The organism is Corynebacterium vitaeruminis (assembly GCF_001054325.1).
GTDB lineage: Bacteria > Actinomycetota > Actinomycetes > Mycobacteriales > Mycobacteriaceae > Corynebacterium > Corynebacterium vitaeruminis_A.
This window is the reverse complement of sequence record NZ_JVVM01000006.1, coordinates 44,418-64,581: the sequence shown is the minus strand read 5'-3', so window position 1 is coordinate 64,581 and position 20,164 is coordinate 44,418. Positions and strand designations below refer to the sequence as shown.

The following is a 20,164-nucleotide window of genomic DNA, read 5'->3' as shown; positions in this document are numbered from 1 at the left end:
TGCCTCACCGCCGACTACTTAGCTGCAGCGGCAGTTGCCAGCGTACGCAGCTCGTCAACAGCTGCTGCACGATCCTCTGCGCCGAAAACGGCAGAGCCAGCGACAAAGGCATGGCAACCAGCGGCGGCAGCGGCTTCGATGGTCTTGGCGGAGATGCCACCGTCGATCTCAATCAGAGTTTCTAGACCTTCGGCGTCAATGCGCTCGCGCAACTTTTCGACCTTGGCCAGCTGATCCGGCATAAAGGACTGGCCGCCGAAACCAGGTTCGACACTCATGACCAGAACCTCGTCGAATTCAGCAAGGTGTTCCAACCAGGGCTCAATTGGAGTACCCGGGCGAAGCGAGAATCCGGCCTTCACACCCTGCGAACGAATGTGGTGTGCCAGTGCGATGGCGTCGTCGGCAGCTTCCACATGGAAAATAACGGAGCTCGCCCCTGCCTTAATGTAGGTGTCGACCCACTTTTCTGGATTCTCAATCATGAGATGGACATCCAAGTACTTATCCGTCACCGCAGCCACGGCCTCCAGCACCGGGGCGCCAAAGGACAGGTTCGGAACGAAGTGGCCATCCATCACGTCGATATGCAGCCAATCAGCGTTAACTACAGCTTCGACCTCGCGGTCGAGGCGAGCAAAATCAGCGGCGAGAATGGACGGGGCGATAATTGGTGCGCTCATACCCTCTGAGCCTAGTCGTTCTTGCGCAAAACTGAGAAGAACATCGCATCGGTGCCGTGGCGGTGCGGCCACATCTGTACCGATGGATAAGGTCCGACATCGGTCATCGGCGCTACCAACTCGTGTGCGTTCAGCTCAGTCACCGGCAGTTCTGCCAAAGCCTTATCGACGATGCCCCGGGTTTCCCGTAGATGTGGAGAACACGTGGAATAGACGATGATGCCACCCGGCCGTGCTAGGCGCACTGCCTCACTGAGCAGCTCAAACTGCAGCGTGGTCAACGAGTTAAGATCGCCCGGTGACTTGCGCCAGCGCGCCTCCGGACGACGGCGAAGCGAGCCTAATCCTGAACACGGTGCGTCGACAAGGATGCGGTCAAAGCCTGTATCCAGGCCAGTATCGCGGCCATCCGCGACGGTTACCGTCACTGGTAGCCCAACCGTGGCCTTCTTCACCAGTTCTGCGCGAGTCGCAGATACTTCAACAGCATCGAGCTTCGCGCCCTCAATAGCGGCGATTCCGCCGATGAACGCTGACTTACCACCGGGACCAGAACACAAGTCCAACCAGCGGCCACTATCTTCACCGGTGATTGGCGCCATTGTGACGGCACGCGCAATGAGCTGAGAACCCTCATCCTGCACCGCAGCCAAGCCCTGTCGAACCGGCTCTAATTCTCCCGGGGCGCCGGAGTCCAACCGCACACAGTACGGCGACCACGGCCCCTCCTCACCGCCAGTGATAAGTGCCAATTCCTCCGCGGTAATCTCGCCCGGGCGGGCGACCAAGTGCACCAGTGGGCGGGCGTCGTCCGCGGCCAGCGCCTGCTGCAATTCACCGGCTTGTGCACCGAGTGCACGGGCAAACTCCATCGCAATCCAGCGCGGATGGGCGTACTTCATCGCCACGTAGCCAATCGGATCAGACGCCGGATCCGGTGCAATCTCAGCCACCCACTCACTTTCGGTTTTCGAGGAGACCTTCCGCAAGATGGCATTGACAAAGCCACGCGCACCAGGTCCCGCGACCTTTGCCACTGCCCGCACCGAGGTATCAACCGCTGCGTAGGCATCGACTCGCGTACGCAGTAGCTGGTACGTTCCCAGACGCAGTACGTCCATCACCGGGCCAGCAATTTCGCTCAATGGGCGTGACGACGATGCCTCAATCACGGCATCCAACAGGCCTTCCGCCCGCAGGGTGCCGTACGTAAGCTCTGTAGCAAAAGCGGCGTCCCGACCCTTGAGCTTGTGTGCCTTCAGCAACTTCGGCAGCAAAAGGTTCGCATAGGCATCATTCTCGCGGACTTCAGCCAGCACCCTCAGTGCAACCTTGCGCGGCTGGTCAATACCACCGCGATTGTCTTCACGGTGGTTCCGGCGATTATCTCGCTTACGGTTGCGGTCATTGCGGCCCTGTCCGCCGCGGTCGCTGCGCTGCCGTCCGCCACCGGCGTGGCGAGGTTTGTCGTTGCCCATTTACTCGCAGACCTTTCCGCCGGGTTGGCTTCCTCGTGCCCAGTCGGACGCATCCATCATCTTCTTGCCCTGCGGCTGCACCTTCACCAGCTGCACATAGCCATCGGCACAACGCGCGGATACCCGGTGCTTTTCCACTACCAATTCTCCCGGTGTGGCGGCTGCCGCCTCCGGAGCGGCTGCCTTTCGCACCTCTTCGATTGCGGCGCTGTCCTCGTCGGAAAGCGGGGTGAGCTCTCCGACTTTCAGACGTGCGCCGTCGAGAGTCGTCCACGCACCTGGAGCGGGCGTGAACGCGCGAGCGCGGCGGTCGAGGAGATGGCGCGGGTGAGTCCAGACGATTCGGGCATCCTCCGGCCCGAACTTAGCCGCATAGCTGACGTCCTGTTCCGGCTGAGCGGTCGGGCGCAGTGCGCCAGCTTCGATGCCGTCCATGGTGGCGGCTAGGAGATCAGCGCCGGAGTAAGCGAGGCGGGTCAGAAGGTCGTCGGCATTGTCGGTCGAGCGGATTGTTTCGGTGACGGTACCGAAAACCGGTCCGGTATCCAGGCCCTTTTCAATCCGGAAAGTGCTGGCACCCGTGATTTCATCACCAGCGGCGATAGCTGCCTGCACTGGGGCGGCTCCTCGCCAAGCAGGGAGCAGTGAGAAATGCAGATTCACCCAGCCGTGTGTCGGTACGTCGAGCAATTCCTCCGGTACGAGATTGCCGTAGGCGACCACGGGGATGCAGTCGGCGTTTAGTTCGCGAATCTGCTGTTGGATTTCCTTATCGCGCAGGGTCGTCGGGGTGAGAACGGTAATGCCGTGTTCCATGGCGAGAGCCTTCACCGGCGATGGCGAAAGCGACTTGCCACGGCCACGGCGGGCATCGGGGCGGGTGAGAACAGCGACAATTTCGTGGCGGGTGTCCTTGAGCAACTTCTTCAGTGCAACGACGGCGGGCTCCGGGGTTCCGGCAAAAATCAGGCGCACAGTAAGCGGGTTCCTTCCTGGTGAACCTAGTTGTTCTAGTGAATCTAGTGATGAAATTCGGCATACACGCCCTAGCTGGGCGCGCGGATTAACCGCGGTTGATGAACCAGTCCTGTTCACGCAGAGAACGCATCGCGGCCTTGCGCTCGTCGCCCTCGAGCCGCTTCAAAAACAGCACACCGTCCAGGTGGTCGCTCTCATGCTGGATGCAGCGAGCCAATAGATCGTCTGCCTCGAAGCTCACCGGGGTACCGTGGCGATCCTGACCGGTAACACGCACGCGTGCTTGCCGAGTCACAGCCCCGTTAACACCTGGGATGGAAAGGCATCCCTCGGCTTCGTGGACAGTTTCACCGCCGATGGCTTCCCACTCCGGATTGACGATGTGCCCGCGGGTGCCCTTGCAGTCGTAGACGAAAACGCGCTGCAGCACGCCTACCTGGTTTGCCGCGAGACCGACGCCGCGGTGCTTATCCATCGTGTCGAACATGTCATCAATCAAGTGCGACAGTGTCGCATCGAAATCAGTGACGGTATCCGCCTTGGACAGCAACACCGGATCGCCGAAAAGACGTACCTCACGAACTGCCATGAACTTAGGGCCTCCAAGAAAACTAATGAGAATCAAGCGATAACGGAGCTATTTTAGCAGCTAGCCAAAATTAATTGGATCGACGACAACACGCACTGGCGTCGGATCTTTCCTGGTCGCCCGAACGACCTGTGCCGCCTTTAACACCGCTCCCACTGCTCGTGCTTGACGACGGTCACAGCGAACCAACATCCGCTGAATGGGGGTACCCGGCTCCACGCCTGCCGGTGGTCTGGCATTGCGAGGAAGATCGACCGGCCCCAGAATCTCCGCGCCTGGTGGAACCTCCAGGGATTCCATGAAGTTACGCAGGCCCTCTTCGGTACCGTCCACCGCTGCCACGTGAAAAGCTGGTGGCAGTGCCGCGGCAGTACGGTCTGCTAACTCCCTATTCGCCGCGCCCACCGAGTCCCAGGCCAGCAAATCGGCCACGGTTGGAATCGCAGCGTCAGCATCGATGATCACTGCCCCGCCCTTTTCACGTGGGCGCGCAAGCGCGACTGCCCGCGACCAATGTGCGTAGGCCTCTTCATGCGCGCGCAAATCCTGTCGGCCCAGCATGGCCCAGGTGTCTAGCAGCATCACTGCGCCATAGCCCTCCGGTGCAACGGGTTCAGCCCCCGGAGTGGCCACCACAACCCTCGGACCTGCAGGAACATCATCCACAATCCGTTCACCAGAAGAAGCCGCGACTGGGAAGGGACTGAAGATACGGCCAAATTCCTCCGCTGTGCGTTCACTGCCGACCACAACTGGCCGAATCTTGGTGGAACCACAGCTGTGACACCGGTGATGAATGTCGATTCGGCCGCACCAACGACAGGTCGGTGGCGCTGGATCATCCGGATTATCCGATGGCGGAATGCCCAGCGGACCGTTACACCAGCGACAGCGCGCAGGTGCGCCACAGGAACGACACGACAGTGTCGGCACATATCCCTTTCGGGGTACCTGGACCAGAATCGGGAGCTCTTCGCGCAATGCGGCTTTTGCCCGTCGAAAAGCGATGGCGGGGAGACGCCCCCTACTGATGTCATCCGGATCCTCGGCAGTGTCCGTCGATGCGATCATCTCCGGCATGTACTCAGCCAGGACGTCGGCGTCCGCGACCAGATTGTGCGCCCACCCGGAGGACACCAGCAGCTGCACCTCCGCCGTGCGGCTATACGACGCGAAAATGAGAGCGCACCCTTCCTGCGCGCTACGCGTGACCAGCACCTCGCGAGCGTGGACGTAGGGTGCTCGGGGGTCGACGAGGTTGTCGTCGCCATCATCGATAATCACTGCTAAGCGTAGATTCTTCACCGGCGCGTACGTTGCCGAGCGTGTGCCGACGACTATGCGCCCCTGGCCGTGAAGGATATCCAAGTAGCGCCGATAGCGGGACTCAGGGCCGAGGCCGGCGCCGAGAAGTGTGAGCTGGCGGGCAGAAATGAGCTCGCGAAAAGCGGTTTCAAAACGTGACTGTGTGCGGGCGTCCGGAACAATGATGAGAACGCCACCACCATCGCGGGCTACCGCGACACTGAGTGCGGCGAGCATGGCTGCCACCTGCTCGCCCGGAACAGGCTGCCAAGCGGCGCGTGCCGGGGCTCCCTTGCGAACCGAGTCGACGAACGATTCACCGAAAACATACTTTCTCCATGCGGAAAGATTTGGATCTTCGGTAGCTAGCTTGCCCAGTTCCTCCCACGTTGGAGGAGTTTTCTCCTTGCGAGCACGCTCGGCCCGTGCGTGGCGGGTGGGAATGGCAGCGCGAATGATGTTTGAGCGCGTTGCGCCGTAGTACTCCGCGAGAGAGTCCACCAGCCTGCGGAGCTGCGGCGGATAGACCACCTCTGAGCTGATGACGTCCTTTAGGTAGGACAGTTTGCCATCGTGAGTGGGGGTGGCGCGACGCTCCAGTACGAGCGCATTGACCAATTGGCCGTGGAAACGAACTCGCACACGACAACCGACCACGGCATCGTCTGCCAAGGCGTGCGGTACTAGGTAGTCGAAGGGCCGGTCCAACTGCGGTAGCCCCAAAAGCGGAAGCACCCGCGCGACCGGCAGCTTCTCGGCTGCGGCGGCGGGTGCAAAGGGGGCATCGGTCATAGAGTCTTACTCTACTTCCCCATCCTCCAGCGATGTTGAAGGGAGTCAATTATCCCAGGCCAGCGGCTGCTCGGAGTTCATCAACGCGGTCGAGACGTTCCCACGGCAGGTCCAAGTCGGTACGGCCGAAGTGGCCGTAGGTGGAGGTTTGCGCGTAGATCGGGCGCAGCAAGTCCAGGTCGCGGATGATGGCGGCCGGTCGGAGATCGAAGACCTTGTTAATAGCCTCGCGGATGATGTCGTCCGAAACGTGACCGGTGCCGAAGGAGTCGACGTAGAGGCCAACTGGACGAGCACGGCCGATAGCGTAAGCTACCTGAATTTCAAGGCGGTCAGCCAGACCTGCGGCCACGGCGTTCTTTGCAACCCAGCGGGTGGCATAAGCGCCGGAGCGATCCACCTTTGACGGATCCTTACCCGAGAATGCACCACCACCGTGACGAGCCATACCACCGTAAGTGTCGACAATAATCTTACGGCCGGTCAGGCCAGCATCACCCATCGGACCGCCAATAATAAACTGGCCGGAAGGGTTAACCAGCAGCTTCAACTCGTCGGTAACGAAGCGCTCGCGCAGGTCAGCGTCGTCGAGAACCCAGTCGACCACATGAGTTTTGACCTGCTCGGTAACCCATTCCTGGCTCACATCCGGGTCGTGCTGCGTAGAGACCACAACGGTGTCCAGGTACACCGGGTTATTGTCCTCGTCGTAAGCGAAGGTGACCTGGGTCTTACCGTCTGGACGGAGCGATGGGACGATGCCCTCCTTGCGTACCTGCGTCAAGCGGCGAGCAAGGCGGTGCGCCAGTGCAATCGGCAGCGGCATGTATTCGGGGGTTTCGTTGGTGGCGTAACCGAACATCAGACCCTGGTCGCCAGCGCCCTTAAGATCTTCTGCTTCAACTTCACCGTCCGAGCTGCGTGCTTCGAGCGAGGTAGTCACACCGTCGTTGATGTCCGAGGACTGCTCACCAATTGAAATGGAGACCCCACAGGTCTTGCCGTCGAAACCCTTTTCTGACGAATCAAAACCGATCTCCTTCAGGCGGCTCCGGACAATGCCGGGAATATCGACGTAGCTCTTGGTGCGAACCTCACCGACGACATGGACTAAACCGGTGGTCACCACGGTTTCCACGGCGACCATCGATTCGGAGTCCTGCGCGAGCATGGCGTCGAGGATGGAATCCGAAATCGAGTCGCAAATCTTATCCGGGTGCCCCTCGGTAACAGATTCACTGGAAAAAAGCCGAAGATTTGAGGCCACGAGCAGTACAACTTCCTTCTAGATTATTTCCCCACCCTGTGGGTTAGCTGCTCAGCCGAGCGTACTCCGCACGGTGCGAACTTGCCACGGTGGGGATTTTCGCTTGATTTAATAATTATAGACCAAGCGGTTCAGTTGATGCACCAAGGCCCCACCGTCCCCTTCTAAACTGGTGAAACGACACCAGATTAAACTATTCCGCTGGCTGAGATTCCTGGCGCAGCTCGGAAACTGCATCCAAAATCGAACCAGCTACCGAGAACTTCGAGCCCCGCGGCACACCCCACTGCTCGCCGTTGAGCGATAACAACCAACCGACATTATCTGTCGCGCCGAAAGTCTGGCCACCTGAGACGTCATTACACATGAGCAAATCGCAGCCCTTGCGGACAATCTTCTGTTTCGCGAGCTCGAGCGGCGTCGTCGTTTCGTCGCCCGTCTCAGCCGCAAAACCCACCATCGTCGTGGCCGCCGAAATTTCGCCTGCTTTACGACGCTGCACAGTGGTGGCCAGAATGTCCGGGTTCTCCACGAGCTGAATGTTGCTCAAAGCGTCATCTGCGACACCCTTCTTCATCTTCGACCCCGCGGCTGATGCCGGACGGAAGTCTGCGACGGCAGCCGCGAAAATGCAGACATCGGCCAGCTTGGCGTGCTCGTAGGTAGCCTCGGCCATCTCTAATGCGGAGTCCACCTTCACAACATTTGTGCCCAGCGGGGTCGGCAACTGATCGGTGTGGCCTGCCACGACAGTGACTTCGGCGCCACGCTGAGCGGCCATCTCGGCGAGTGCAAAGCCTTGGCGGCCAGATGAGTGATTGCCGATAAAACGCACTGGATCGATGGCTTCGCGGGTGCCACCGGCAGTAATCATGACACGCACGCCTTCGAAATCACGGCGGAAATGGCGTGGATTCTCGACCGCCGCCAATGCCAGCGAAACAATCTGCTCCGGCTCGGGAAGACGACCTGGACCAGTGTCCTTGCCAGTCAAGCGACCATGGGCTGGATCGAGCACAATAGTGCCGTGGCGACGGAGAGTCGCCACGTTATCTCGGGTAGCTGGATGGTTCCACATCTCGGTGTGCATAGCAGGGGCCAGCACCACCGGGCAGGTAGCCACAAGCAGTGTTGCGGTGAGCAGGTCGTCGGCACGCCCATGTGCGGCGCGAGCCATGAAGTCGGCTGTCGCGGGAACCACGACGACGAGGTCGGCCTCCTGACCTACTCGAACGTGCTGGACTTCATCGACTGCATCAAAAACCGTAGTCGAGACCGGGTTACCAGATAGCGCCTCGAAGGTGGCCGCACCCACGAAGTTCAATGCAGACTCGGTGGGAACGACGCGAACGTCGTGACCTAGTTCTTTGAATCCACGGACGACGTGTGCGGCCTTATACGCGGCAATGCCGCCGGTAACCCCGACGACAACCTTTAAACATTCGGATACGTCAGCATTACCGGCGGCATGCATACAGATATCTCCCCTTAAGGAAATGCTCTAGCCCTCAGTGTGGTCCAGCAGACCAGCGTTGATTTCACGAAGAGCGATGGACAGAGGCTTCTCAGCGACCCCCGGAGTTACCAGCGGACCAACGTACTCCAGCATGCCTTCGTCGATCTGCTGGTAGTAGTCATTAATCTGACGTGCGCGCTTGGCAGCGAAGATAGCCAGAGCGTACTTCGAAGAAGCCTTATCAAGCAGCTCATCGATTGGCGGATTGGTAATACCAATCGGCGGGTCGAACACTGCCTCGGTGGCGGTATTTTCCTGGGTCACGAGAAATCTTTCCTCAATAGAACGTGAGTTACTAGGTGATAATAAAAACTGCTGTCGCTAGAGCGACGCGATGGCTTGTAAGCGGTTCCTACTATCGATGATGCGGAGCTGCCCTGTTACTTTCCAGCCGTCAGCGCTCGAGCAATGGCTGCAACCGCCTCATCGACACTGTCGTTGATAACGACCTCATCGAACTCGTGCTGAGCATCCATTTCCACGCGTGCGGTTTCCAGGCGACGCTTGACTTGCGCCTCGGTTTCCGTGCCACGGCCAGTGAGCCTGTTAACGAGAATTTCCCAGCTTGGCGGAGCCAAGAACAGCAGATGAGCATCCGGCGCTACCTTGCGAATGGAACGGGCACCCGCCAAATCTACCTCAACGAGTACCGGACGTCCCTCTGCGAGAGCTTCGTCCACCGGGCCACGCGGCGTACCCGAACGCTGCAGACCTCCGTGGATATCGGCCCACTCGAGCATCTCACCGGCGTCAATATGCTCTTGGAACTTCTCCGGGCTCACGAAGAAATAGTCGCGGCCATCGACCTCGCCCGGCCGAGCGGCTCGGGTGGTCATGGAAACGCTGAAGTACAGTCCGGGAACCTCGGCACGGAGCCGACTGACAACAGTGGACTTTCCCACACCGGCGGGGCCGGCGAGGACTACCAACTGACCGTTTTCATTCCCGGCCACAGCGACTAGTCCTCCACTGCGTAGCCGAAGCGCTCAAGGAGAGCACGACGCTGACGGTCACCCAGGCCACGCAGGCGGCGGGTCTGAGCAATCTCCAGGTCATTCATGATGTCCTGTGCCTTGACCTTGCCGACCTTCGGCAGAGCCTCGAGCAGAGCGGAGACCTTCATCTTGCCGATGATCTCGTTCTCATCAGCCTGCTTGAGAACCTCTGGCAGGTCGATAGCGCCACGCTTCAGCTTATCCTTGAGCTCTGCGCGCACCTTGCGGGCCTGAGCTGCCTTCTCGAGTGCTGCTGCACGCTGCTCCGGGGTCAACTGCGGAAGGGCCACGTGTTCCTCCGTAAAAATAGATTGGTTAGCTTCTTATTTACTAGCACGAGTCTTACGTCCACCTGCGGCGGCACCGAGACCGTGCTTAACGATTGGAGACCGTACCGCACTTGCCGCTTGTTGGAGCAAATGCTGACGGGGTGTCGATAAAAATCACACCAGGGCTTAATCCGCCCCACCTTTCGGTCGTGGTCAACCAACTCCGGCGATTGTAGCACCGTTTGCCCAGGAGAATGGAAATTGACCACGGTTTTTGTATGAAATGTCCCTGATGCAGTGGCAGTTCGCTGCGTATGCCACTATGAATGAATTCCCAGGTGGTCGCGTCCGTAAGATATGCGCCTTAATCACCAGCTAGCAAACGATGCAAAAAGAATGAGTAAGGGCGAAAGCAAGGGAACCAGCGCAAGTACGCCTAACGCCGAGCTTTTCCTTGCCACTGCGATAGCTGCGATCGTTATCGTCACTATCAGTACCATTACCGTAGATACGATGCTGACCACTCGTTGTTCAGGGCCACCAGATGACCACACAAACGCCGAGCATAACCACCCGAATGCGGCCGCCACCCAAGCAATCCACTCTGCGGGCTGTCGTGTCTTGTTCTTGACCATTATTCCTCCGTTCCTCCCCTTGAATAAGACGGCTGAATCGTTCCGTTCGAGATCACCCAGGAATCGGGCAGCCGTGATATCGGGGCACAGCCTGAATCGCCGCCTCGATATAAACGCGATCGGCACCAGAATATTTGTCCCGAATGCGACGAAGGTCGTAAACAAGCTGCGAATCACACCAACAGGCAGAAGTACCAGCAGATAGGCATTTATCGTGGCGCCTACATGCTTCGTCTGCCGAATTTAACGGCTCGCCGGGGCGGGAATTGTATTTTCCGCACTATCGCCACCTATTTAATGGATTTGCCAAGCGAGTATGCGGATTATGGCCACTAACTTCATCTGCCAACATTTCAATGTAGACTAGCCCAACGTTGATGATATTTATGTCTACCCCGGCGTCTTCTGCGGCTTTACTATCAAAACGCTTGCCTCCATCGCTATCTACCGAGTATTGCGAGTTAGCAGCAGAAATTTCCTTCTCGGTTGCAAATGCTCCTGTCCTGTAGTCGTCTTAGACCTCGGCATTTGCATTAGATACAGGTAAAAGGTCTACAAACCCTATTAATGATGCACACAATGCATTAATGCACTTTCTATATATTTAACACTCCGCTCTTCAATTGACTCCGGAATTGACGTAATTGTCTTAAGCTGTTTATAACACGTTGTCCCACTAGCAACAATGATTAATAAACACATTTATTATTAATCCCAAATTGTTTGCAATATATTTTTAACGTGTCAAAACACTCACCATTAGATACGCAGGAAGCCCGCAGGGATACCTGCTTACTGGGCAGGCCCTGCGGGCTTCAGAGGATTAGACGAACTGTCGCTAATTCTCGGTAAGGAATGGAGCTGCGGCTTCTACAGTTGCGCGCCGCAGCGCCGCGACATCGGGTCCGGCCGAGAGAATCGCACGGGAGATATTCGGCAGCGCAAGCCCTCTTGACTCCCCTGCCAGACGATCTACATCTGCCGGGGTTCCGCCCTGAGCTCCCACACCGGGCATGAGGATAGGACCGCGCAGATCACTGAGCACCGGGGCGTCGTCAAGCGTTGCGCCAACGACGACGCCAATGCTGCCAGCGCGCGCACCAGTGTTAATCTGGCGAGCATTAATCGCGGCGGCCTGGTCGACCATCGTCTGAGCGAGGCTTTCACCCGAAACTGTCGCCTTCTGCACGGACGCACCTTCCGGATTGGAGGTTGCGGCCAGCACAAACAAACCGCGTCCGTTCTTCAGCGCTAACGAAACAGCCGGATCAAGCGCCCCGAAGCCGAGGTACGGAGAGACCGTCAGCGCGTCGGCAGCCAGTGGCGAGCTATCCGACAGCCAGGCCTCCGCGTACGCTGCCATCGTCGAACCGATATCGCCCCGCTTAGCGTCGGCAATCGACAACGCACCGGCATCCTTTAGGTCCGCCAACGTCCGCTCCAGAACCGCAAAGCCCTTGGACCCGTAGGCCTCGAAGAACGCTACCTGCGGCTTGACGACGGCAACAATGTCACCAAACGCCTCGACACATGTGGCGGCAAAGCGCTCCAAGCCTTCTGCCGTGTGCGGCAAATGCCAAGCATCCAGCAGCCCCGGGTGCGGGTCGATGCCCACACAGAGTCGGCCGCGCTCGGCGACAACATCACTGAGGCGATCGCCGAAACCCTTGACGGTCTTCACTGTGGAATCTCCAGCCTTCGCGGTCATGTTAGGCCTGCTCCCGAGCAGCCAGTTCTGCCGGGTGGAGTTCCTGCAGCGCCTTGACGCTCATCTCGCCGCCCCGCAGCGCCAGAATGCCCTGCAGCGCAGCGACAGCACCCTGTGCAGTGGTCACACAGGTGACGCCCTGGCTCACGGCAGCGGCGCGAATCTCGTATCCGTCGGAGCGAGCACCTGCAGAACCGGACGGGGTGTTGATGATGATGTCAACCTCGCCGTCGCGGATCATGTCGACAATGTCGCGCTCGTCAGCCGGTGCGTCGGAGTCAGTCGTGCGCTTTGCGACGATCTCACATTCAACACCGTTGCGACGCAGCATGCCCGCAGTACCTTCCGTTGCCAGAATGCGGAAGCCCATATCGGCTAGCGTGAGAATCGGGAAGACCAGGGTGCGCTTGTCGCGGTTGGCCAGCGAGACGAAGACAGTGCCCTCGGTCGGCAATTCACCGAAACCGGCCAGCTCACCCTTGGCGAATGCCGCACCGAAGTTGTCGGCCAGGCCCATGACCTCACCGGTGGACTTCATCTCCGGGCTCAGCAGGCTATCGAGAGCGCGGCCCTCGAAGTCGCGGAAGCGGTTGAACGGCAGGACGGCTTCCTTAACCGCAATCGGAGCGTCGGCAGGCAGAGATCCACCGTCGAAGTTGGACGGGATCATGCCCTCTTCGCGCAGTTCTGCGATGGAGGCGCCCATCATGACACGGGACGCGGCCTTCGCCAACGGAACCGAGGTTGCCTTGGACACGAACGGCACGGTGCGGGATGCGCGCGGGTTGGCTTCAATGACGTAGAGCGTCTCGTCCTTCAGCGCGTACTGAACGTTCATCAGGCCCTTGACGCCGATGCCGTGTGCCAGTGCCTTGGTGGACTCACGCACCTTATCGATGATGCCACCGGACAGAGTCATCGGAGGCAGTGCACAAGCGGAGTCACCGGAGTGAATACCGGCTTCCTCGATGTGCTCCATGACACCACCGAGGTAGACCTCTTCCCCATCGCACAGTGCATCGACGTCGATTTCGATAGCGCTGTCCAGGAAGCGGTCAACCAGTACCGGATGCTCGTTGGAAAGCTCGGTAGCGCGGTTGATGTAATCCTCCAGAGTGGCTTCGTCGTAGACGATTTCCATGCCACGGCCGCCCAGGACGTAGGACGGACGAACCAGGACCGGGTAACCGATTCCAGCGGCAACCTGGCGAGCCTCTGCGAACGAGGTGGCGGTACCGAATTCCGGCGCCGGCAGGTTGGCTTCAGCCAGGACCTTGCCGAACTCACCACGGTCCTCAGCCAGGTCGATGGCCTCCGGGCTGGTGCCGACAATCGGAACACCTGCGGCCTGCAGACGCTCAGCCAGGCCCAGCGGAGTCTGACCACCGAGCTGGACAATAACACCTGCGACCTTTCCGGACTGGCTCTCAGCGTGGTAGACCTCAAGGACATCCTCGAAGGTCAGCGGCTCGAAGTAGAGACGGTCTGCGGTGTCGTAGTCGGTGGAGACGGTTTCCGGGTTGCAGTTGACCATGACGGTCTCGTAGCCAACGCGGGAGAGCTCCAGTGCAGCATGGACGCAGGAGTAGTCGAACTCAATGCCCTGGCCGATACGGTTCGGACCGGAGCCGAGAATAATGACCTTTTCCCTCTCGGTTTGCGGAGCGACCTCAGACTCAGCAGCCGGGTCCAGCTCGTAGGCCGAGTAGTGGTACGGAGTCTGTGCTTCGAACTCAGCGGAGCAGGTATCGACGGTCTTGAATACCGGGTGGATGTTCAGGCGCCAGCGCAACTCGCGCACGCCATCTTCCCCGGCCAACTCCGGACGCAGCGCAGCAATCTGAGCGTCGGACAGGCCCCAGTACTTGGCCTCACGAAGCAGGTCAGAGGTCAGCACCGGAGCGTCGATAAGCGCCTTACGAATATCCTGCAGGTTTTCCATCTCGGCGATAAACCACGGATCCAGGCCGGAGGCGTCGTGAATCTGCTCGATGGAAGCACCCAGGCGCTGAGCCAGCTCGACGTCGTAAATGCGGCCTTCAGTCGGACGCTTCAAGTCCTCGAGGACAGCGTTGACATCGTTTGCGCGCTCACCTGCGAAGTTCTCATCCGGAACAGTCCAGAAACCAGCTGGCTTGTTCTCCAGCGAGCGCATGACCTTACCGAGCGCACCGATGTAGTTGCGCCCGATAGCCATGGCCTCACCGACGGACTTCATGGTGGTGGTCAGCGTGTCATCAGCACCTGGGAACTTCTCGAAAGCAAAGCGTGGAGCCTTGACAATCACGTAGTCCTGCACCGGCTCAAACGCGGCCGGAGTCTCACCGGTGATGTCATTGGTGATTTCATCGAGGGTGTAGCCGATAGCCAGTTTGGCGGCGATTTTCGCAATCGGGAAGCCGGTTGCCTTGGAGGCCAGGGCCGACGAGCGGGAGACGCGCGGGTTCATCTCAATGGTGATAATGCGGCCGTCATGCGGATTGATGGCGAACTGAATGTTACAGCCACCGGTGTCGACGCCGACCTCGCGCAAAATAGCGATGCCCTGATCGCGCATGGTCTGGTACTCGCGGTCGGTCAGAGTCATCGACGGAGCGACAGTCACCGAGTCACCAGTGTGAACACCGAGGGCATCAACGTTTTCAATGGAGCAGACAACAACGACGTTATCGTCGCCATCGCGCATGAGCTCGAGCTCAAATTCCTTCCAACCGAGGATGGACTCCTCAATCAGAACATTGGCCTCGGGAGATGCGGCCAGGCCGCCACCTGCAATCCGCTCCAGGTCTTCCTGGTTGAAGGCCAGACCAGAGCCCAGACCACCCATGGTGAACGACGGGCGCACAACGACGGGCAGGCCGAGCTCAGCGACAGTCTCATGGACTTCATCCATGTTGTGACAGACGCGAGAACGAGCAGACTCGCCACCAATCTTGGCGACGATGTCCTTGAACATCTGGCGGTCCTCACCGCGCTGAATGGCTGGAATATCAGCACCGATCAGCTCGACGTTGTACTTCTCCAGAATGCCTTCGCGGTCGAGCTGGATAGCTGCGTTCAGTGCAGTCTGGCCACCGAGGGTTGCTAGGACAGCGTCAATCGGATTGCCCTCTGCAGCTTCCTTGGCCAGGATCTTTTCGATGTACTTGGTTTCAATCGGCTCGATGTAGGTGGAGTCCGCGAACTCCGGATCGGTCATAATCGTTGCCGGGTTGGAGTTGACCAGCGTGACTCGCAGGCCCTCCTCGCGCAGCACGCGGCAAGCCTGGGTGCCGGAGTAGTCGAACTCGCAGGCCTGACCGATAACAATCGGGCCGGAGCCGATAACCAGTACGTGGTTGATGTCTGTGCGACGTGGCATGGTGTTAGGTCCCTTAGCCCTTTCCTACTTGTTCGAGTTCTCGGTTGCGGACTTGTTGAAATCGACGTTCTGGATTAGCTCCAAGAAGTCATCGAAGAGGGAGTGCGCATCGTGCGGGCCGGCTGCGGACTCCGGGTGGTACTGCACAGAGAAGGCCATGCCGTTCTTCAGGGCAACGCCCTCTACGACATCGTCGTTAAGGCAAGTGTGCGTAACCTCAGCCTCACCCCACGGCGTATCGAAGCTCTCCCCGACCTTGCCTTCGAGTGCGAAGCCGTGGTTCTGAGCAGTGATGAAAATGCGGCCGGTGCGGTGGTCCTTCACCGGGACGTTGACTCCGCGGTGACCGAAGACCAGCTTGTAGGTGTCCATGCCAAAAGCCCGGCCAAGAATCTGGTTACCGAAGCAGATGCCGAACAGCGGCATGCCGTCATCGAGCGCAGCCTTGGCGACCGCAACCATCTCATCAGCAGTTGCCGGGTCACCTGGGCCGTTGGACATGAAGACACCCTCGGGCTGGTATTCCTTCTTAATGTCCTCGTACGGCGTGTTAGCCGGAACCACTACGACTTCGAGGCCACGCTTAGCCAGCTCACGCGGGGTGTTGGACTTAATGCCCAGGTCGTAAGCGACAACGCGGGCCTTCTTCTCCCCCTGCGCCTCCACAACGTAGGCCTCATCGGTGCTGACCTCGCGAGCCAGGTCCGCGCCCTTCATCGCAGGCTGTGCGCGTACGATCTCCAGCAGCTTATCGACGGACTGTTGTGCGTCCTCACCGGAAAAAATGCCAGCGGCAATCGAGCCATTGTCGCGCAGATGACGAACCAGCGCACGAGTATCAATCTGGCGAATACCGATGATGCCCTGTGCCTTCAGCTCATCTTCCAAGCTGCGCTCCGAGCGCCAGTTAGAGGGGATGCGCGATAGGTCGCGGATAATAAAGCCTGCTGCCCAAATCTTGTTTCCACGGGACTCGTAGTCCTCGTCATTCCAACCGGTGTTACCGATCTGTGGTGCAGTGGCCACAACCAGCTGGCGGTGGTAGGACGGGTCAGTCAGGGTTTCCTGGTAGCCCGTCATAGCGGTGGTAAAAACAGCTTCACCCAGAGTCGTACCGGTGGCGCCAAAACCGCGTCCGCGGAACACTCGTCCATCTGCCAATACCAGGACTGCCGCTGTAGCGGCCGCGGCCTGCGACTCGTTGCTCACGTTATTGCCTTTCAGTTGGGTAGCGTGCGAGGAATTTACATTAATCATACGGGACGCATGTGAATTGTTATGCGTTGACATGAATATTATCCAGCGACCTCTCCGTTGAGAGCGGTCACCTTACCGCGCAGCACGGTAGCTGCCACGGACACGGCCATCTCCATTTCCTCATAAGGAGTGTTTTCGGACTTCGAAGCCAGATCTTCGCCGCGGACTGTCCACTTCTTACCCGGGTCAACGACGGTCAGGTTGGCCGGCTCACCGACCGCAATCGGTCGGCCGTGACCCGGCAGTTTCACGATTTGAGCCGGGCGCTCACTCATGACCTTGGCCAGCCAGCGCCAATCACAATCGCCCTTCAAAACGAACTCTTCGGCGATAATCGGCATCGAGGTCTCAAGACCAAGCATGCCCGGCTTAGCGTGCTCAAATTCACAGCACTTCTCTTCAGAGCCGTGCGGAGCGTGGTCAGTAGCGACGCAGTCGATAGTCCCGTCGATAAGAGCCTGGCGCAGGGCCAAGGTGTCGCGGTGCTCGCGCAGTGGCGGATTGACGCGGTAGACACCGTCGTAGGTCTCCAGCTTCTCATCGGTGAGAATCAGGTGATGCGGGGTGACCTCCGCAGTCAGCGGAATGTCATGCTCCTTTGCCCACTTGACCAGCTCAACAGTGCCTTCGGTGGATGCGTGGCAAATGTGCATGCGTCCGCCGTAGTCGCGGGCCATGATGGCGTCGCGAGCAACAATGGATTCCTCAGCTACCCGCGGCCATCCGGTCAGGCCCAGACGTGCAGCAGTCGGACCTTCGTGCGCAGCAGCATCAGCAGTCAGACGTGGGTCTTCGCAGTGCTGCGCCAAGAGTACGTCCTCGCCGCGGGCGTATTCAATCGCGCGGCGCATAATCAGTGGATTGTCGACGCACTTACCGTCGTCGGAGAACATGCGCACTTTCGCCTGCGAGTCTGCCATCATGCCGAACTCGGTCAGCGTCTCGCCCTTCAGGCCCTTAGTAATAGAGCCGACCGGGTGGATGTCGCAGAGGTTGAGCGCCTGGCCCTTGAGCCATACTGACTCAGCAATCGAAGGGTCGTCGGTTACCGGAGCGGTATTGGCCATAGTGAACACTGCAGTGAAACCACCGCGTGCTGCGGCAGCGGAACCAGTGGCCAGGGTTTCCGTATCTTCACGGCCCGGCTCGCGCAGGTGCACATGGATGTCAACCAGACCTGGCAGAAGAACGAGGGAGTCGAACTCGACGACCTCAACGTCATCCTTGGCTTCAAGACCAGCACCAATCTCGGCGATGATGCCGTCCTTGATTAAAACGTCGACATCTTCGCCCTCACCGTAGGGGCGCACACCCTTGAGCAGGAGCTGTCCGCGGGCGGACGCTGCCAGTGGTCCTACCTCGGGGTACGAGGCTTCGTCATACTCATTGCGATTCGACATTTATGCCTGCCCTTCCAAGTTGGCGGAAACACCTGAGGTCAGCAGTGTGAAAAGAACTGCCATGCGGACGTGGACACCGTTGGCAACCTGCTGCAACACAGCGGTTCGTGGCAGATCCGCGACGGCGTCATTAATTTCCATGCCACGAAGCATCGGACCTGGGTGCATCACGATGCAGTCGTCGCGAAGCATCTTCTCGCGTGCCTTCGACAGACCGTAGCGAGTGGCGTATTCACGATGCGATGGGAAGAAGCCGCCATTCATGCGCTCCTGCTGAACGCGGAGCATCATCACTGCATCGGCATCGCGAATTTCGTCTTCCATGCGGTAGGCGACGCGCACCGGCCAGGTCTCGATGCCGAACGGCAGCAGTGTTGGCGGGGCGACAAAGACAACCTCTGCACCTAGTTTGCTCAGCAGATCGGCGTTGGAGCGAGCCACGCGGGAGTGCAAAATATCGCCAACAATGACGACCTTGCGGCCTTCAATTCCACCGAGGCGCTGACGCAGAGTCACTGCATCTAACAGTGCCTGCGTCGGATGCTGGTGCTTGCCGTCACCCGCGTTGATGATCGATGGGCCGTTGCCAAACTCTTCAGTCCATTTGGCGATCAGCTGTGCCGCTCCCGACGATGGATGCCTAACGACGATGGCATCGCCGCCGATAGCATCCAAAGTCAGCGCGGTATCCTTCAGGCTCTCGCCCTTCTTCACAGAGGAAGAGGAAGCCGAGATATTGATGACATCGGCGCTCATCCATTTACCAGCGGTCTCAAAAGACGAGCGGGTACGAGTGGAGTTTTCATAAAAGAGGTTATAGATGGTGCGGCCGCGCAATGTCGGCAGCTTCTTAATTTCCCGACCGCGGATGACCTCCTTGAAACGATCGGCCTCATCCATCAGGCCGACAATCTCATCTTTGGTCAAATCCGCGATGCTAATCAGGTGTTTCACTGTTCCTCCGCCCGAGTGAGAATGACCGCGTCACGGCCGTCAAGTGCCTCTACCAGCACATCGACGTCTTCGTCGCGGGAAGTTGGCAGATTCTTACCGACGTAGTCGGCGCGAATTGGTAGCTGACGGTGGCCACGATCAACCAGCACAGCAAGCTGGATTACCCGGGGGCGACCGATGTCGGCAATAGCGTCGAGTGCGGCACGAATCGTGCGGCCCGAGAAAAGGACATCGTCAACGAGGACAACGGTGGTGCCATCAATGCCGGAGTTTGGAATGTTCGTGGGCTGCAAAGCGCGGTGCGGGCCCTTGCGCAAGTCATCCCTGTACAGGGTGATATCCAGCGATCCAGTTTCAGGACGAATGCCGGAGAATTGTTCAATCAAATCGGCTAACTTCTCTGCCAGCGGTACGCCACCAGATGGAATGCCGAGTAGAACTACGCGTCCAGCATTTGGGCTATCCAGCGCAGTTTTCTCAATAATTTGGTGCGCGATGCGCGCGACGGTACGTGCAACTTCGTCTGCGTTAAGCAGCTCAGTGGTTTGCGGCGTTCCTTCGCTCATCGTGACCTCCTTCCCCGCCTCTCAGTGCGGTCCGTTAAAGGATGTCTTGATTGGGGATATTTGATTATCAGTTTGTACGAACTGCCAGCGCAGTCGCGGTGCAAACTTCCGCAGACCAGAATAGCACTCGCCCGGTCGTTGCCTCTAAATGCAACAAAACTCCAAGCCCCCAAAAAGGGACTTGGAGTTTCTGAATTCGATAGGACCCGGCTGGAATCGCGTGGGTCTTGTCTAAGCGCTAAAGTTGGCTGGCTAGGACTGATTCTCGCTCTTGGCGACGTCCTCTGCCACCAGCTTGGCGATGTCACTCATGTCCAGCCCAGTAATCTTGGCCGTCGCATCAGAATCGACCAAGTTCTTGTCGGCCTCCTCGTTTGCCGCAGCCTGTGCCTGGATGGCTTCGTCAAACTG

General features: G+C 58.9%; 16 protein-coding genes. All 16 read right to left on the bottom strand.

The window, feature by feature from the left end; translation table 11 throughout:
• Positions 1 to 14: 14 nt before the first annotated feature.
• On the bottom strand, positions 15 to 683 hold the full coding sequence (gene rpe, locus ADA16_RS01485) for a ribulose-phosphate 3-epimerase (RefSeq protein ID WP_048758545.1): 669 nt from the start codon (positions 681 to 683) through the stop codon (positions 15 to 17).
• An 11-nt stretch (positions 684 to 694) separates the two neighbouring features.
• On the bottom strand, positions 695 to 2,161 hold the full coding sequence (locus ADA16_RS01480) for an RsmB/NOP family class I SAM-dependent RNA methyltransferase (protein WP_048758544.1): 1,467 nt from the start codon (positions 2,159 to 2,161) through the stop codon (positions 695 to 697).
• Positions 2,162 to 3,136: a methionyl-tRNA formyltransferase gene (fmt, locus tag ADA16_RS01475; RefSeq protein ID WP_048758543.1), complete on the bottom strand. Its 975-nt coding sequence runs from the start codon at positions 3,134 to 3,136 to the stop codon at positions 2,162 to 2,164.
• 88 nt (positions 3,137 to 3,224) lie between these two features.
• Positions 3,225 to 3,728 (bottom strand): peptide deformylase, encoded by a 504-nt coding sequence (gene def, locus ADA16_RS01470; RefSeq protein ID WP_048758542.1) that lies wholly within the window; start codon positions 3,726 to 3,728, stop codon positions 3,225 to 3,227.
• Positions 3,729 to 3,788: 60 nt separating this feature from the next.
• Positions 3,789 to 5,825: a primosomal protein N' gene (locus ADA16_RS01465; RefSeq protein ID WP_048758541.1), complete on the bottom strand. Its 2,037-nt coding sequence runs from the start codon at positions 5,823 to 5,825 to the stop codon at positions 3,789 to 3,791.
• A 49-nt stretch (positions 5,826 to 5,874) separates the two neighbouring features.
• Positions 5,875 to 7,098: a methionine adenosyltransferase gene (metK, locus tag ADA16_RS01460; protein WP_414629637.1), complete on the bottom strand. Its 1,224-nt coding sequence runs from the start codon at positions 7,096 to 7,098 to the stop codon at positions 5,875 to 5,877.
• 187 nt (positions 7,099 to 7,285) lie between these two features.
• Positions 7,286 to 8,566, bottom strand: coding sequence for a bifunctional phosphopantothenoylcysteine decarboxylase/phosphopantothenate--cysteine ligase CoaBC (gene coaBC / locus ADA16_RS01455; RefSeq protein WP_048758539.1), 1,281 nt, complete (start codon positions 8,564 to 8,566; stop codon positions 7,286 to 7,288).
• A gap of 27 nt (positions 8,567 to 8,593) precedes the next feature.
• On the bottom strand, positions 8,594 to 8,872 hold the full coding sequence (rpoZ, locus tag ADA16_RS01450) for a DNA-directed RNA polymerase subunit omega (RefSeq protein WP_048758538.1): 279 nt from the start codon (positions 8,870 to 8,872) through the stop codon (positions 8,594 to 8,596).
• 116 nt (positions 8,873 to 8,988) lie between these two features.
• The gene (gmk, locus tag ADA16_RS01445; protein WP_048758537.1) at positions 8,989 to 9,561 is read right to left on the bottom strand and encodes a guanylate kinase; all 573 of its coding nucleotides are present in this window, start codon (positions 9,559 to 9,561) and stop codon (positions 8,989 to 8,991) included.
• A gap of 5 nt (positions 9,562 to 9,566) precedes the next feature.
• A complete protein-coding gene (gene mihF / locus ADA16_RS01440; RefSeq protein ID WP_016422714.1) occupies positions 9,567 to 9,893 on the bottom strand; it encodes an integration host factor, actinobacterial type in 327 nt (108 codons plus the stop codon).
• 1,452 nt (positions 9,894 to 11,345) lie between these two features.
• Entirely contained in the window at positions 11,346 to 12,215 is an 870-nt protein-coding gene (gene pyrF, locus ADA16_RS01430; protein ID WP_048758535.1) for an orotidine-5'-phosphate decarboxylase, read from the bottom strand.
• Position 12,216: 1 nt separating this feature from the next.
• Positions 12,217 to 15,576 (bottom strand): carbamoyl-phosphate synthase large subunit, encoded by a 3,360-nt coding sequence (carB, locus tag ADA16_RS01425; protein ID WP_048758534.1) that lies wholly within the window; start codon positions 15,574 to 15,576, stop codon positions 12,217 to 12,219.
• A 24-nt stretch (positions 15,577 to 15,600) separates the two neighbouring features.
• Positions 15,601 to 16,833 (bottom strand): glutamine-hydrolyzing carbamoyl-phosphate synthase small subunit, encoded by a 1,233-nt coding sequence (gene carA, locus ADA16_RS01420; protein ID WP_414629636.1) that lies wholly within the window; start codon positions 16,831 to 16,833, stop codon positions 15,601 to 15,603.
• Positions 16,834 to 16,871: 38 nt separating this feature from the next.
• Positions 16,872 to 18,233: a dihydroorotase gene (locus tag ADA16_RS01415; protein WP_048758532.1), complete on the bottom strand. Its 1,362-nt coding sequence runs from the start codon at positions 18,231 to 18,233 to the stop codon at positions 16,872 to 16,874.
• Complete coding sequence (locus ADA16_RS01410; RefSeq protein WP_016422709.1) at positions 18,234 to 19,187, bottom strand: aspartate carbamoyltransferase catalytic subunit; 954 nt, start codon at positions 19,185 to 19,187, stop codon at positions 18,234 to 18,236.
• A complete protein-coding gene (gene pyrR, locus ADA16_RS01405) occupies positions 19,184 to 19,753 on the bottom strand; it encodes a bifunctional pyr operon transcriptional regulator/uracil phosphoribosyltransferase PyrR (RefSeq protein ID WP_038628907.1) in 570 nt (189 codons plus the stop codon). Before pyrR ends, ADA16_RS01410 begins: the two co-directional genes overlap by 4 nt.
• Positions 19,754 to 20,164 lie beyond the last annotated feature (411 nt).